This is a genomic window from Halorubrum sp. SD683 (genome assembly GCF_002135045.1).
GTDB classification, from domain to species: Archaea; Halobacteriota; Halobacteria; order Halobacteriales; family Haloferacaceae; genus Halorubrum; species Halorubrum ezzemoulense.
Genome location: NZ_NEWJ01000066.1, coordinates 1 through 15,279, shown reverse-complemented (window position 1 = coordinate 15,279; position 15,279 = coordinate 1). Strand labels below are relative to the sequence as shown.

Genomic DNA, 15,279 nt, shown 5'->3' with positions numbered 1-15,279 from the left:
GAACATGATCGCCTCCTTGATGTTGTCGAGGTCGGCGACCTTCTGGACGAGGCGGTCGATACCGAGCCCGTAGCCGCCGTGCGGGGGCGTGCCGTAGCTCAGCGCCTCGATGTAGAACTCGAAGTTCGCGGTCTCGACGCCCTCCGCCTCCATGACCTCGACCATGCGCTCGACGTCGTGTTCGCGCTGGCCGCCAGAGGAGAGCTCTTGGCCCTTGTAGATGAGGTCGAACTTCCGGGAGGCGATCTCGTCGTCCGGCACGTCCTGCATGTAGTAGAACTTCTCGTCGGGGTAGCCGACGACGAAGAACGCCGGATGCCCCTGCTCCTCGAAGTGCTCGCCGAGCAGCTTCTCGCCCTTCGTGTCGAGGTCGGTCGGGTCGTCCGGGAAGTGCCCGTACTCGGTTTCGAGGATGTCGAGCGCCTCGTCGAAGGTGATCCGCGGGAAGTCGTCCTCGGGGACCTCCAGGTCCACGTCGAGAAGGTCGAGTTCGCGCTCGGCGTTCTCGGCGACCTCGCGGAGCGCGTAGCGCAGCGACTCCTCTTGGACGTCCATCACGTCGTCGTGGTCGTCGATGTAGGCCAGCTCCACGTCGAACATCGCGATCTCGGAGACGTGGCGAGAGGTGGCGAAGTCCTCGGCGCGGAACGCGGTCCCCGTCTCGTAGACGGCCTCGTAGCCCGAGGCCATCAGCATCTGCTTGTACAGCTGGGGGCTCTGCGAGAGGAACGCGTCTTGGTTGTAGTAGAGGATCGGGAACAGCTCGGCGCCGCCCTCAGCGCCGCCCTTCGAGATCAGCGGCGTCTTGATGTCGACGTACCCCTCGGCTTCGAACCACTCCTCCATCGCGGTGATCAGCTCGGAGCGCAGAGTGAACACCGCCAGCGTCTCCGGCTTCCGGAGGTCGAGCGCGCGGTTGTCGAGCCGGGTCGAGAGGTCGACCTCGATGCCCTTCGAGATCTCCAGCGGGAGCGGGGACTCCGCCTCGTCGATGACCTCGTACTCGGTCGGCGCGATCTCGACGCCCCCGGGCGCCTGATCGCTCTCCAGCGGTTCGCCGACGACGCGAACAACGTCCTCGGCGCCGACGTCCTGAACGGCCTCGAACAGCTCCGGCTCGCGCTCCTCTTTGAAGACGATCTGGATGAGCCCCTCGCGGTCTCGCACGATGAGGAACACGAGGCCCCCCAGGTCGCGGATCTCGTGGACGTGGCCGGCGATGGCGACCTCGTCCGCGTCCGGTTCGACGTCCGACGTGTGAATTCGCTCGATCATGGCGGTGACTGCTTACGCGCAACTGGTCGGGCGGCCGGCATAGGCCTGTCGTCTCGGGGGCGACTGAACGGGTCGCCCGCGGCCGCTCCGGCGGATTATCGGCGGCTTCCGGACCGAATTAGCCATGTCATGAGGTAGCATAACTAACATAATTTTAATACGAAACCGGTACTGGAGTTGGACGACGGCGCATTCAGCGCCTCGGAGACCGACCATGACCCGTTCCACCCTCCCGACGCTCGTGCGGTCCGTGAGCGTCGCGTCCCTCGGGTGGATCGGGATCGGGTATTCGGCTCCGAACTCACGGTCCGTCCGCCCGACCGCGTGACGCGCGTCGGCTGGGGAGGTTTCCCCGCGGGACGGACCACACCCGTTCTCTCCAGCCGCCGCGTTCGTCGCGCGGGTCGAACCGGACGACCGTTGCCCTCGCGAGCGCTGCCGCCGGCGACCTCGCCGCCGGCGCGTTCGAGGCCGCGGACCGGTCGCGTTCCGGGTTGCGACCCCGGGCGGCCGACCGGCCGCACCGCGTTCGACTCGCGGCGGGGGCGTATGGCGGCAGCCATCCACACGCCGTCGGTCGAGGCCACGGTGACCGTCCGCGTCTCGCAGGCGGCCACCGGCGACCTCGTCGCCGGCGCACGAGCACAGATCGAGCGAATCGACGGCCTCCGCGTCGAGGAGATCGAGATCGCCGGCCTCCGTCCCGGCCTCAACGACACCACGGTCGAGGCGGTCGCCACCCTCGCGGTCGGCGAGGAGGCGGGCCTCAACGAGGACGCCGAGGAGTTCGTCGTCGATCGCGTCCGCGAGCGCCTCGCCGACGGCTTCGGCGTCGACCCCGAGCGCGTCGAGCGGGTCGACCCCCCCGACTGACGGGGGTGCCGGGGCGTCACCTCCCGGCCTATTCTCGCGGGAGCTGCTCCCGCACCTCGGCTTCGACGCGGCGAAGCACCTCGCGGATCGGGAGGCCGGTCGCCTCCGCGACCGCGGCCGCGTCGTCGTACTCCCCGCTGACGTCGTACACCTCCCCGTCGGTCGTCGAGGCGACCTTCACGTCGACCTCGTGGTCCTCGCCGTCGACCCGGAGCGTCGCCGTCTCGAACGCGCGGTCGGCGATCCAGCGGTGGCTCGCGCCGGACTGGCGCACCCCGAGCGTCCCCGTCTCGCGGGCGAGGCGCTCGGCGACGGCCTCGGCGTCCGCCGGCTTACAGATCACCTTCACGAGGTGTCCCGGGCGCGACTTCTTCATCGCCGTCGGGACGATCGTCACGTCCCGCGCCCCGGCCCGCGAGAGCGTCTCCTGAAGCCCGCCGAGCACCTCCGGCGCGGCGTCGTCGAGGTTCGTCTCCAGGACAGCGATGTCGTCGTGTGCGAGCCGTCCGTCGACGGGCTGCCCGGCTCGGGCTCGGTCATCGTCGCGTTTCTCGCGGTCGCCGTCAGGTCCGGGTTCTCCCCCGTCGCCGACGAGCGCGCGGAGGACGTTCGGGTGGCGCTCGAAGTCGGCGTCGCCCGCGCCGTAGCCCGCGCATTCGACCGCGAGGTCCGGGACCGCGTCGAAGCCGTCGGCGACCGCTCCCAGTATCGCCGCGCCGGTCGGCGTGAGCAGTTCGCGGTCGATCGGCCCGCCGGCGATCCGGAACCCGGCCCGGCTCGCGATCTCGGTCGTCGCCGGGGCCGGGACGGGGTACGTCCCGTGGCTCATCTCGACCGTCCCCCCGCCGGCGGCGACCGGCGTCGTGACGACTCGCTCGGGACCGAGGTCGGCGAGCAGCAGCGCGGCGCCGACCACGTCGGCGATCGCGTCGTCCGCGCCCACCTCGTGGAAGTGCGTCTCGTCGAGGTCGGTGCCGTGGACCGACGCCTCGGCGCGGCCGAGCAGCTCGAAGGCGTCGAGCGCGGTCGACTCGACGGCCGGCGGAAGGCCCATCGACTCGACCAGATCGACCACTTCGCGGTAGCTCCGGTGGACGCCGGCCCCCTCGGCCGGTTCGTCAGATCCGGAGGTGCTCGGATCGTTGTCGTGGCCGTGGTCGTGGCCGTGGTCGTGGTCGTGGCCGTGGTCGTGGTCGTGGCCGTGGTCGTGGCCGTGGTCGTGGCCGTGGCCGTGGTCGTGGCCGTGGTCGTGGTCTCCGCCGGTCTCGACTGTCCTGTCATCGACGAGGACGTCGACCGTCGTCGCGCGGATCCCGTTCTTCTCGACCTCGCCGACGGCGTACCGGACCGGAAGCGCGTCGCTCACGGGGGCGAGCGCGTCGGGGTCCGCCCCGGCGGCGATCAGCGCGGCGCAGATCATGTCGCCGGCGGCCCCGGTCCGACCGTCGAAGACGAGCGTTCGCATGCTGGTTCCGACGCGACTGCCGGACAAATACCTCCGGATTCGATCGCGGGCGGGCGGCGAGGGTCGGGCGAGTTACACCCCCTGGCCGGCCGCGAACAGGTACAGTTCGCCGATCACCAGCAGCGCCACCACCGCGAGCGGGACGGCCAGAATCCCGGCGACGCCGAGCGCGTACAGCGCCGCCCCGACGAGCGCGCCGGCGACGAGGAAGGCGAGCCGAGCGAGGAGGGACCGCATTGGGCCGGAGAGGGAGTCGAACACGGCCGAAAGTCACCTCGAACGGGCAAAAAACGTCCGTTGCGGCCGCCGCAGATCCACGGCGAAAACGCACGCTTACGACGAGGTTTTAAGAACGGACGCCTAACCGTGCCATATGATAACACAACCTGCCGCGGCCGCCGACAGATCGGTGCGGAGCGGCGGCACGGGCAACAGGCTTATTCCCGGACCGGGTCCAGATACGACCATCTCCCGCGAGGAACTATGAACGAAGTCCAACTCGAAGTGGCGAAGGCGTACCCGAACGACTCGGGGCGCGGCATCGCCCGACTCGACCCCGATACCCTGTTACATCTGAAGCTCTCGCCCGGCGACATCATCGAGATCGAGGGCGCGGAGACCACCGCGGCGAAGGTCTGGCGCGCCGACCGCCAGGACTGGAACACCGACACCGTCAGGGTGGACGGGTTCACCCGCCAGAACGCGGACGTCGGCATCGGCGAGCGCGTCACCATCCGGAAGGCGGAGGCCGAGAAGGCCGACAAGCTCGTCTTGGCCCCGCCCGAGGAGGCGTCGGTCCAGTTCGGCTCCGACGCCGCCGGCATGGTGAAACGCCAGATCCTCAAGCGGCCGGTCGTCGAGCGCGACATCGTCCCCGTGATGTCGTCGACGAACCACCCATTCATGCGGTCGCCCGGGCAGGCGATCCCGCTGATCGCAGTCGAGACGGAGCCCGACGGCGTCTGTCTCATCACGGAGGACACCGAGGTCGAGCTGCGCGAGGAGCCGATCTCCGGGTTCGAGAAGACCGGGGGCGGAATTACGTACGAGGACATCGGCGGCCTCCAGTCGGAGATCCAGCGCGTCCGCGAGATGGTCGAGCTGCCGATGAAACACCCGCAGATCTTCTCGAAGCTCGGGATCGAGCCGCCGCAGGGCGTCCTGCTCCACGGCCCGCCCGGCACCGGGAAGACGCTGCTCGCGAAGGCGGTCGCCAACGAGACTTCGGCGTCGTTCTTCTCGATCGCCGGCCCCGAGATCATCTCGAAGTACTACGGCGAGTCCGAACAACAGCTCAGGGAGATATTCGAGGACGCGAAGGAGGAGTCGCCCTCGATCATCTTCATCGACGAGCTCGACTCGATCGCGCCGAAACGGGAAGATGTCACCGGCGAGGTCGAGCGCCGCGTCGTCGCGCAGCTGCTGACGATGATGGACGGGCTGGAGACCCGCGGGCAGGTGATCGTCATCGGCGCGACGAACCGTGTCGACAGCGTCGACCCCGCGCTCCGCCGCCCCGGGCGCTTCGACCGCGAGATCGAGATCGGCGTCCCGGACGAGGTCGGCCGCAAGGAGATCCTCCAGATCCACACCCGCGGGATGCCGCTCTCGGACGACGTGAGCCTCGACCACCTCGCCGACGAGACGCACGGCTTCGTCGGCGCCGACATCGAGAGCCTCACGAAGGAGGCCGCGATGAAAGCGCTCCGGCGCTACCTCCCCGAGATCGACTTAGACGAGGAGGAGGTGCCGCCGAGCCTCATCGACCGGATGATCGTCAAGCGCGACGACTTCTCGGGCGCGCTGAACGAGGTGGAGCCGTCGGCGATGCGCGAGGTGCTCGTCGAGCTCCCGAAGATATCCTGGGACAACGTCGGCGGACTCGAAGAGGCCAAACAGCAGGTCCAGGAGTCGGTCGAGTGGCCGCTCACCTCTCCCGAGAAGTTCGACCGGATGGGCGTCGACGCGCCGAAGGGCGTGCTGCTGTACGGCCCGCCCGGGACGGGGAAGACCCTGATGGCGAAGGCGGTCGCCAACGAGACGAACGCGAACTTCATCTCGGTGCGGGGGCCGCAGCTGCTCTCGAAGTGGGTCGGCGAGTCTGAGAAGGCGATCCGGCAGACCTTCCGGAAGGCCCGGCAGGTGAGCCCGACGATCATCTTCTTCGACGAGCTCGACAGCCTCGCGCCCTCGCGCGGCCAGGAGATGGGGAACAACGTCTCCGAGCGCGTCGTCAATCAGCTCCTGACGGAGCTCGACGGCCTCGAAGACATGGGCGACGTGATGGTGATCGGCGCCACGAACCGCCCGGACATGATCGACCCCGCGCTGCTCCGCTCCGGCCGGTTCGACCGGCTCGTGATGATCGGCCAGCCCGATCAGGAGGGCCGCGAGCAGATCCTCGACATCCACACCGAGAACACGCCGCTCGCGCCCGACGTGAGCCTGCGTGAGGTCGCCGAGATCACTGACGGCTACGTCGGCTCCGACCTGGAGGGGATCGCCCGCGAGGCCGCCATCGAGGCCCTGCGCGACGACGACGACGCCGAGGAGGTCGAGATGAAGCACTTCCGGCGCGCCATGGAGTCGGTGCGGCCGACGATAAACGACGACATCCTCGCGTACTACGAGGACGTCAGAGAGCAGTTCAAGGGCGGCGGCGGCGAGTCGCTGCGCGACACCGGCGGTCGGATCGGGTTCCAGTAACGCGGCCGGCGGTCGATCTCCTGCGGGGACGTTTTGAGTGTCGCGCGCGTAGCGATGCTCATGTCCGACGACGTGACCGTCGACGTGGAGGTCGAGGTGGAGGTCGACCGGGACGAACTGGAGATCGAGCGCGACGACGCCGAGTCGATCGAGGCGACCTACGAGGCGAACGGGATCGAGATCGGGGTCGAAGCGGAGGTGGAGACGGACGGCGGAGACGGCGAGTCCGCCGAAGAGGAGGACGAATCCGCCGAGAGCGGCGGAGAATCCGGCTACGAGTACTCCGAGTAGCGGGCGTCGAGTCGCCGCCGCTCCCCCCGGCGCACCGACCCGTTCCGCTCCTTTTAACCTCGCCAGCGACCAAAGAGAGCTATGTCCAAGCCCCGCGTCCCCGGCGGCGACGAGAACGCGCTGGAGCTACCCTGCGGGGAGACGATCGGTGTCGGCGAACTGGACCTCGGGATGCGCGAGTACGAGTGCGACTGCGGCGAGACCCACGCAGTCGTGATGGACGTCCATCCCCCGGAGCGGTTCCTCCCCGACTTCTTGGTCGAGGTGCTCCGGGAGGCGATCGAAACGACCAGCGAGGAGATGCCGGAGTTCGACACGCCGCACCTCCTCGGCGTCGTCTTGGAGGAGTTCCCCGAGGCGGTCGTCTCGCACGACGCCAGCGAGAACGCCGACGTGGGGTACGCGATGGTGTGGGTGACCGAGTTCGACTCCCGCCGGCTCCACGAGGTCGTCGTCGAACTGGTGGTCGAGCTGATGGAGCACGCCGTGAGCCACGCCGACGACGACGAGGCGCTGTCGGCGTTCGAACGAGAGATGGTCGAGTTCGACGTGAGCGAGTTCGTCGAGCAGTACCGCGCGGAGCGCGACCTCGAAGCCGAAGACCCCTACGCCTGAGCGTCGGCCTCACCGCGGTGACGACCGCGAGAATCGCTCAGCCCCCAGAACGCGGCCGCTTCGATGCGTGCGTCTGACAGTCGTCCGACTCCTGTCACACTGAACCCTATATGTTCGGAGACCCTACGTAAGACGTATGAGCGCCGGCGAATACGACCGGTACGACCGAATTCGCGGCGTGCTCGCCGAGGCCGACGAGCCGCTGACCGCCCGGGAGATCCTCGCGCTCGTCGAGGAGTGCGACGAGTGCGAGGCGATCGACAGCCCGCACAGGGTCGCCACCGTGTTAGGGCGACGGGCCGAGCGCGGCGAGGTCGAGGTCATCGCGGGCCAACCGTACCGGTACCGGCTGGAGACCTGAGGGGCGGCCGGAGGCCCGGAAGGCAACTGTCTGCGGCCGGGCGTGCGATCGTTCGGCTGAGCCCGCGAGCGTGCTACGGCGTCACGATGAGATCGAACCGATAGACGCCGTCACGGTACTCGACGACGACGTTCCGGAAATCGACGCGCTCCTCGTAGCTGTCGATCGGTTCGAGGTCTTCGGCGATACCGAGCGCGCCGAGGGCCTCGCTGAGCTCGTCCGAGGGCGGCGCGCCCTCCTCGTAGCGGCGGGGCTCCTCGGCGATCGCATCGTCAAAGACCCCTTGAGCGGCCTGCGAGAGCCCGGCGTCGGTGAGATTGCGCTCGACGATGGCGTCGCGCGCGTACGCGATAAAATCGGCCCGCGAGTCGCTGACCTCGCCGATCGCGTACGTCCACTCCGGGACTTCGACGGTCCGGCGCTCCCTCACGGTCCGGAAGTACTCGTCCTCGTACTCGACGAACTCGAACGGGGGCGAGGGGACGAGGGCGCTCGCATCGGCGTCGAGCCCGTGATGGAACTCGACGGTCTGTAGCTCGTCGAACTCTGGGTCCCCGAGGAAGCCGTCGTTGCCCGCGTACACGGCGTCGAGCGCCGCGTCGAGCACGCGCTCGTCCTGGTCGGAGAGGTCGAAGGGCGGTTCCGCGACCGCCGCGCCGTCGGGCGGCGTCTCGTCGACCCGGTCGACCGCGAAGTGCCAGCGCTCGCGTTCGAGGACGCGCTCGTCGGTGATCCGGACCTCGTAGAAGGTCTCGTCCCGGCGGAGGAACGTCGGCCGCGGGCGCGTCTCGGTCCCCCACTCGTCTCGACCGACCAGCGGCCACTGTCTAACGGTCACCGTCCCGGTCTCGAACAGCGCGGAGAGGGACGCGGTCTTGGCTTCGGTCGTGAAGTCGACGCGGGTGGTGGCGTCGATGACCGTGGGATCGGGCCACAGGTAGGGGGGTCCGATCGACGAGAGGTCCAGTTCGTCCCCGATGAGGGCGTACGAGTCGAGGCTGCCGGGGCTCAGGCACCCGGCCGTCGCGGCGGTCGCGCCGGCGGTGCCGAGCAGTTGGAGGGCACGGCGGCGGGAACAGGGCATGTCGTCCGGGAGTTCCCGACATCTCGGTAAATTCCTTGCGATGGGCGGCTCAGGCCGTTACGCCGCCGGTGACGCGTCGTACGAGCCGGGCGTCGTGACTCGGTTCCTGACGGCGGTGTCGGCTACCGTGAGATGTCATAACACTCACCGTGATACGGAATAGCTTGCGAAAATCGCAAATCTACTGCGAGATTCGTACTCTACCGCCGACCTTATTACGATGAGCGTATTCCGTCCGCGTAATGAGCGAAGACCGGACGATTCTCCTTATCGGCAGCGGACCGATCCAGATCGGACAGGCGGCCGAGTTCGACTACTCCGGCGCACAGGCGTGCCGCGCCCTACAGGAGGAGGGCGCCCGCGTCGTCCTAGTGAACTCGAACCCCGCGACGATCATGACCGACCCCGAGACGGCCGACCGGGTGTACATCGAGCCGATCACGCCCGAGGCCATCGCGGAGGTCATCCGGATCGAGGAGCCGGACGGCGTCATCGCCGGGCTCGGCGGGCAGACGGGGCTCAACGTCACCGCCGAGCTCGCCGAGGAGGGCATTCTGGAAGAACACGACGTCGAGGTGATGGGGACGCCGCTCGACACCATCTACGCGACGGAGGACCGCGACCTGTTCCGCCGGCGGATGGAGGACCTCGGCCAGCCGGTCCCCAAGTCGACGACCATCTCCTTAGACGAGGGCGAGTCGGTCACCGACTTCGACGAGGCGGCGTTCCGGGGGCGCGTCCAAGAGGCTGTCGACGCGGTCGGCGGCCTCCCGGTGATCGCCCGGACCACCTACACCCTCGGCGGCTCCGGCTCCGGGGTCGTCGACGAGTTCGAGGAGCTCGTCGAGCGCGTCCGCAAGGGGCTCCGCCTCTCGCGCAACAGCGAGGTCCTCGTCACCGAGTCCATCTCGGGGTGGGTCGAGTTGGAGTACGAGGTGATGCGGGACGCCGACGACTCCTGTATCATCATCTGTAACATGGAGAACATCGACCCGATGGGGATCCACACCGGCGAGTCGACGGTGGTCACCCCCTCGCAGGTCATCCCCGACGACGGCCACCAAGAGATGCGCGACGCGGCGCTCGAAGTGATCCGCGACCTGGGCATCCAGGGCGGTTGTAACATCCAGTTCGCGTGGCACGACGACGGGACGCCCGGCGGCGAATACCGCGTCGTCGAGGTGAACCCGCGCGTCTCGCGGTCCTCCGCGCTCGCGTCCAAGGCGACGGGCTACCCGATCGCCCGCGTCACTGCGAAGGTCGCGCTCGGAAAGCGGCTCCACGAGATCGACAACGAGATCACCGGCGAGACGACCGCCGCCTTCGAGCCCGCCATCGACTACGTGGTGACGAAGGTGCCGCGCTGGCCGATCGACAAGTTCGACGACGTGGACTTCGAGCTCGGCACGGCGATGAAGTCGACCGGCGAGGCGATGTCGATCGGCCGGACGTTCGAGGAGAGCATGGTGAAGGCGCTTCGCTCCTCGGAGTACGACCCCGCCGTCGACTTCGACGAGGTCGACGACGCGGAGCTGGAGTCGGAGTACCTCGAACGTCCGAGCCCGGACCGCCCGTACGCGATGTTCGAGGCGTTCGACCGCGGCTACGACGTCGACGACGTGATCGACCTCACCGGCATCCACCGCTGGTACGTCGAGCGCTTCGAGAAGATCGCCGACGGCACCGCCGCGGCCGCCGAGGACGACTTCACCGAGGCCGCGATGGTCGGCCGCACCGACGCCGAGATCGCGGCGACCGCGACGGCCGGCGGCGTCGACGCCGACGTGGGGACGGTCGAGAGCGCGGTCCCCGACCGGACCTACAAGCAGGTCGACACCTGTGCGGGCGAGTTCGAGGCCTCCACGCCGTACTACTACTCCGCGCGGCTGCCGGAGTTCCTCCAGGGGGCCGACACCGCGGGCGCGGCGAACGAGGTCCGCGTCGACCCCGACGTGGAGAGCGTCGTGGTCGTCGGCGGCGGCCCGATCCGCATCGGACAGGGCGTGGAGTTCGACTACTGCGCGGTCCACGCGGTGCGCGCGCTCCGCGAGCTCGGCATCGACGCGCACGTGATCAACAACAACCCCGAGACGGTGTCGACGGACTACGACACCTCCGACGGGCTGTTCTTCGAGCCCATCTCCGCCGAGGAGGTCGCCGACGTGATCGAGACGACCGGCGCCGACGGCGTGATGGTCCAGTTCGGCGGGCAGACCTCGGTGAACGTGGGCGAACCGCTTCAGGCGGAGATCGAGCGCCGCGGGCTCGACTGCGAGATCTTGGGGACGAGCGTCGAGGCGATGGACTTAGCGGAGGACCGCGACCGGTTCAACGTCCTGATGGACGAACTGGGTGTCGCCCAGCCCGAGGGCGGCACCGCGACGAGCGAGGCGGAGGCGCTCGAACTGGCCCACGGGATCGGCTACCCGGTCCTCGTTCGCCCCTCCTACGTGCTGGGCGGGCGCGCGATGCGCGTCGTCGAGGACGACGCGGAGTTAGAGGAGTACATCGAGGAGGCGGTCCGCGTCTCCCCCGACAAGCCGATCCTCGTCGACCAGTTCCTCGACGACGCGGTCGAGCTGGACGTCGACGCGGTCGCGGACGGCGAGGACGTGCTCCTCGGCGGCGTGATGGAACACGTCGAGAGCGCCGGCGTCCACTCGGGCGACTCCGCGTGTATGATCCCGCCGCGCTCGCTCGGCGACGAGACGCTGGGCCGGGTCCGCGAGGTCACCGAAGATATCGCCCGCGCGCTCGACACGGTCGGACTGCTCAACGTCCAACTCGCGGTGACGGGGGTCGACGACCCCGACGCCGAGAGCGAGGTGTACGTGCTGGAGGCGAACCCGCGCTCCTCGCGGACCGTCCCGTTCGTCTCGAAGGCGACGGGCGTCCCCATCGCCAAGCTCGCGGCGAAGGTGATGACCGACGACCTGACGCTCGCCGACCTCGACGCCGCCGAGCAGATCCCCGAACACCGCAGCGTGAAGGAGGTCGTCCTCCCGTTCGACCGGCTGCCGGGGTCGGACCCGCGGCTCGGCCCCGAAATGAAGTCCACCGGCGAGGTGATGGGCACGGCCACCTCCTTCGGCAAAGCGTACGACAAGGCGCAAGACTCGACCGGGAAGCCGATCCCCGAGTCCGGCACAGCCGTCGTCGACCTCTCGGCCGAGGAGTTCCCGGATCCGGGCACCGAGGCGGGCGAGGCGCTCGTCGACGGGTACGCGGCGCACTTCGAGCTGAGCGAGGCGACGGACCTGATCGAGGCGGCCAAGCGCGGCGAGCTCGACCTCATCGTCTCGCGGCAGCGCGACCTGCTGGAGGTCGCCGTCGAGGAGGAGATCACCTACTTCTCGACGCACGCCTCCGCGAAGGCGGCGCTCGAAGCCCTCGACCGCGCGGGCGACGACCTCGACGTGATGGCGGTCTCCGACCGGCCGAAGCGCGTCGAGCAGTGGGGCGCCGCGGAGTAGCGGGCGGACTCCACGCGGCCGGAGTGCGCGCTCGTGGACAGGAGCGATTCCGTGACGTTCGGAGCGAGCGCGCCCGTCGGCGCTGACGGCCGCGCTCCCACGGGCCGGCGCTCCGCATTCGACGTTTTAAGTCCCGACACTTCGTCGGTATGAGCATGTCACGGCAGACGGCGGGAGACGCGATCGCCGTCGTGTCCGTGTTAGTCGTCGTCGTGATCGTTGCCGGCCAGCTCGCCGGGCAGCCGGTCCTTCTCGGGTACGTTACCTCCGGAAGCATGGCGCCGACGCTGGAGGCCGGAGACGGATTCGTCGCCGTGCCGGCGGCGGCGTCGGGACCCGTCGAGGAAGGGGACGTCGTCGTCTTCGAAGCGATCGAACTCGACGGGGGCGGGACGACGACGCACCGAGTCGTCGGAGCGACGCCGGACGGCTATCTCACGAAGGGAGACAACAACCCCTTTCGGGATCAGGACGGCGACGAACCCCCGGTAACCGAGGACCGGATCGTCGCAACGGCGCTCCAAGTGAACGGAGAAGTCGTCCGAATTCCGGGGCTGGGGACCGTGATCACCGGCGTCCGAGACGTGGCCGCGGGCGCCGTGGTCGGGGTGACAGCCGCAGTCGGTCTCGACTGGTCGCCGGGTCAAAACGGGCTCAGCGGGCTGTTCATCGGCCTCGGTCTCGCGCTGCTGCTGTTCATCTTCGTCGACGACCTCCGGAACGCCGGTCGGCGGGCTCAGAGCCGAGACCGGTCCCGGGGCGACGACGGGCTCGACGCTCGCTGGGTCGCGCTCCTCCTGGCGCTGTTGATACTCGTACCGGCCAACGCCGCGATGATCGCTCCTAGCGGCACGCATCACGTGACCGTCGACGGCGGCGACCTCCCGGCCGGGACGCTCCCGGGCGACCGAGTGGAGAACGAGTTCACCGCGGAGAACAACGGTCTCATCACGATGCTCGTCGTACTCGAAACGACCCATCCGGAGAGCGAGTTCGACCGGACTCAGCTGGCCGTTCCGCGGGGAGAGTCGGTGACTGCGACGCTGTCGACGACCGCTCCGGGATCCGGAGAACGCGCGACGGTCACGGTCTCGGAACACCGGTACTTCCTCGTGGTTCCGCCCTCACTGATCCTCCGGCTCCACTCGATCCATCCGGCCGTCGCGGTCGGCGCGTTCAACCTACTCGTCCTCGGGAGCATCGCCACGCTGCTGGGGGCGCTCCTCGGGTCCGGATCGAGGCGGGTTCGAGAACGGAGACGCGGTGCGTCGCTGAGCGTTCAGCTCCGGCGACTGTTCAAATAACCGTTAGCGCGGATCAGTTAGCCTTCGTCCCAGTCCGGCTGAGCTCGAACGAGTAGATATCGACAGAAACGCCGTTACCGTTGGAAGTCGTCTCGAATATCAGATAGAGATTATCAGAATTGTTGCTTATTTTAACGTTATCTGTATTGTTGAAATTAATCGTCTTCGACTGGACATCGGGTCCGCCACCGTTTATCGAAAACTTCTGCGTCCACTCATCTCCGGCCTTATTTTTGAGGTATACATTCCAGCTTCCGTTGGTGTTCTTATAGCTAATATTGAGTTGGTACGTACCACCCGGTTCAACGGACGGCAGGGCGTACCCGACTCGCCCGCCTTTCTTATCGCTCTTGCTTCTTTGCGCGGCTACAGCTGTCGCAAACGTGTCTTCGTCACTGTCGTTGACGCTACCCGGGCTTTCAAGCGCCCCCTTCGGATTGGCCGGCTGCGCCGCGGTTCCCACATCACCGCTGTCGCGGTAGTTGTTCGAACTCCCGAAGTCGTAGCAGTCGATGTCGACGAGTCCGGTCGTGCGCGTCGCGGTGATAGTGAAGTCCGGGTTCGACGCGGTGAACTCCAACTCAACCGTGTAGGAGCCGCTGAGTTCGCTCGTGTCGTCGGAACAGCTCACTGCTACGTCGAACGTCTCCGTTCCACCGGTGACCGTCGTATCGAGTGCTCCGCCCCCGACGACACGTGCCTCAACCTCGATGTCGTCCGATTCGAAGGCCCCGAGGTTGTCCTGTATCTCGTACACCACCGACGGACTACCCGAATCGACGGTGCCCGCGTTGCCGGAAACGTCGACGAACCGTAGCACGGCATCCTCGCCGTCGCCCGTATTAACCGTTACATCCCGATTCGAGGTGATCTGCGTCGATCCGCCGGTACCGAACAGCATGAGTCCGCCGCCGCTCACGAGTGAGCCGACGACGGCGCGTCGCGTCCACTTCTTGTTATCGCCCATCTCTGAGCTCCGGCGGTTTTCCGTCGCTGCCGAGATTCATCTCCCGGTTCTGGTACACGTGGAACGCCGCGGAGGCGGTGAACAACGCCGCGATTATCCCAGCCCACGCGAGGCTCGGCACCGATTCCGGAAAGACGCCGACCCAGACGGCCGCGACGAGACTCAGCGACACCGCACCGAGGCCGAGGTAGTACTCGGCCCACGGGATCGAGTCCCCGGGCACGACGTCGACGTACACGTCGAGGTCCCGCGCCTCCTCGGTCAGCTCGATCGTCCCGCTGTCGTGCGTGATGATGCCCGCGCGCTCTAACTTCGGGATGTGGTTCTGCTGTATCGAACTGTACGCGAGGTGCCGTTCGCCAGAGGTGATCTCGGAGACCGACTTGCCGTTCTCCCACGCCGCCACCTGTTCGGCGACATCAGAGAGCTCCGTGGTGCCGTCTTCGTTCTTAATCGCGTGGAGGGAGTAGCGTCTTCGTGGATTGCTTAATATTTCATATATTTCGTTCCGTGAGAGCGAGGAACGGTGCTGTTCTCCCGCACTAACTCGATCAGTACTCATTGACACCCCGTGACCGCCAATAACTGACTGCTGATGTGGGGACTAAACTGTTCATTCTCTGTTTGTAAGCGGTTTGACTACTAAAAAGAAACGCTTCAGATCAGAATAGTTTATACTGGTACTGGCGGCGGGGCGGTGTTGAAATAAGATCGAAGGATGAGCCGGTCAAAAAACCGCGCTCTTCGGTAGACTGGCGGAACTAGCGGAATACATTGACAGCGATACAGTCCACGAGACTGTGGATCGGTGCCCCAGTAAGGTTCAGTGACCGGAGGAAGCCGTAGGTCCGAGCGGCCTGCTCCA

Annotated in this window: 13 protein-coding genes and 1 pseudogene; 7 read left to right on the top strand and 7 right to left on the bottom strand. The window is 67.5% G+C overall.

Going from position 1 to position 15,279, the window contains the following annotated elements:
- The coding region (gene aspS, locus B9G49_RS13250) for an aspartate--tRNA(Asn) ligase (RefSeq protein ID WP_086216686.1) at positions 1–1,275 on the bottom strand (1,275 nt) is incomplete at its 3' end.
- 549 nt (positions 1,276–1,824) lie between these two features.
- Between aspS and B9G49_RS13245 the strand changes: the two genes are divergently transcribed.
- Positions 1,825–2,148, top strand: a complete 324-nt coding sequence (locus B9G49_RS13245) for a hypothetical protein (protein WP_086216685.1) — start codon at positions 1,825–1,827, stop codon at positions 2,146–2,148.
- A 28-nt stretch (positions 2,149–2,176) separates the two neighbouring features.
- Here the strand turns inward: B9G49_RS13245 and larC are convergent, their stop codons facing one another.
- Positions 2,177–3,613: a nickel pincer cofactor biosynthesis protein LarC gene (larC, locus tag B9G49_RS13240; protein ID WP_086216684.1), complete on the bottom strand. Its 1,437-nt coding sequence runs from the start codon at positions 3,611–3,613 to the stop codon at positions 2,177–2,179.
- 72 nt (positions 3,614–3,685) lie between these two features.
- Entirely contained in the window at positions 3,686–3,874 is a 189-nt protein-coding gene (locus tag B9G49_RS13235; RefSeq protein WP_049932599.1) for a hypothetical protein, read from the bottom strand.
- A gap of 222 nt (positions 3,875–4,096) precedes the next feature.
- Between B9G49_RS13235 and B9G49_RS13230 the strand changes: the two genes are divergently transcribed.
- The 4 genes from B9G49_RS13230 (at position 4,097) to B9G49_RS13215 (ending at position 7,586) form a co-directional block, all read left to right on the top strand.
- A complete protein-coding gene (locus B9G49_RS13230; protein WP_049932597.1) occupies positions 4,097–6,319 on the top strand; it encodes a CDC48 family AAA ATPase in 2,223 nt (740 codons plus the stop codon).
- A gap of 60 nt (positions 6,320–6,379) precedes the next feature.
- On the top strand, positions 6,380–6,610 hold the full coding sequence (locus B9G49_RS13225; protein WP_086216683.1) for a hypothetical protein: 231 nt from the start codon (positions 6,380–6,382) through the stop codon (positions 6,608–6,610).
- 81 nt (positions 6,611–6,691) lie between these two features.
- A complete protein-coding gene (locus B9G49_RS13220; RefSeq protein WP_086216682.1) occupies positions 6,692–7,225 on the top strand; it encodes a DUF5815 family protein in 534 nt (177 codons plus the stop codon).
- A 136-nt stretch (positions 7,226–7,361) separates the two neighbouring features.
- The gene (locus B9G49_RS13215; protein ID WP_049932592.1) at positions 7,362–7,586 is read left to right on the top strand and encodes a hypothetical protein; all 225 of its coding nucleotides are present in this window, start codon (positions 7,362–7,364) and stop codon (positions 7,584–7,586) included.
- Positions 7,587–7,659: 73 nt separating this feature from the next.
- Here the strand turns inward: B9G49_RS13215 and B9G49_RS13210 are convergent, their stop codons facing one another.
- Positions 7,660–8,670, bottom strand: coding sequence for a hypothetical protein (locus B9G49_RS13210; RefSeq protein ID WP_086216681.1), 1,011 nt, complete (start codon positions 8,668–8,670; stop codon positions 7,660–7,662).
- Positions 8,671–8,912: 242 nt separating this feature from the next.
- Here B9G49_RS13210 and carB point away from each other — a divergent pair, with 242 nt between their 5' ends.
- Together carB and B9G49_RS13200 are read left to right on the top strand one after the other, a co-directional pair.
- Positions 8,913–12,143, top strand: coding sequence for a carbamoyl-phosphate synthase large subunit (gene carB, locus B9G49_RS13205; RefSeq protein ID WP_086216680.1), 3,231 nt, complete (start codon positions 8,913–8,915; stop codon positions 12,141–12,143).
- Between the two features lie 155 nt (positions 12,144–12,298).
- Positions 12,299–13,447, top strand: a complete 1,149-nt coding sequence (locus B9G49_RS13200) for a signal peptidase I (protein WP_086216679.1) — start codon at positions 12,299–12,301, stop codon at positions 13,445–13,447.
- 13 nt (positions 13,448–13,460) lie between these two features.
- On the opposite strand, the gene B9G49_RS13195 is transcribed toward B9G49_RS13200, so the two are convergent.
- From B9G49_RS13195 to B9G49_RS16310, 3 genes and pseudogenes are all read right to left on the bottom strand, one after another.
- Positions 13,461–14,414: a hypothetical protein gene (locus B9G49_RS13195; protein WP_143414704.1), complete on the bottom strand. Its 954-nt coding sequence runs from the start codon at positions 14,412–14,414 to the stop codon at positions 13,461–13,463.
- The gene (locus B9G49_RS13190; protein ID WP_086216677.1) at positions 14,404–14,976 is read right to left on the bottom strand and encodes a hypothetical protein; all 573 of its coding nucleotides are present in this window, start codon (positions 14,974–14,976) and stop codon (positions 14,404–14,406) included. Before B9G49_RS13190 ends, B9G49_RS13195 begins: the two co-directional genes overlap by 11 nt.
- Positions 14,977–15,175: 199 nt before the next feature.
- A pseudogene (locus B9G49_RS16310) lies at positions 15,176–15,279 on the bottom strand (IS1595 family transposase); the annotation flags it as partial.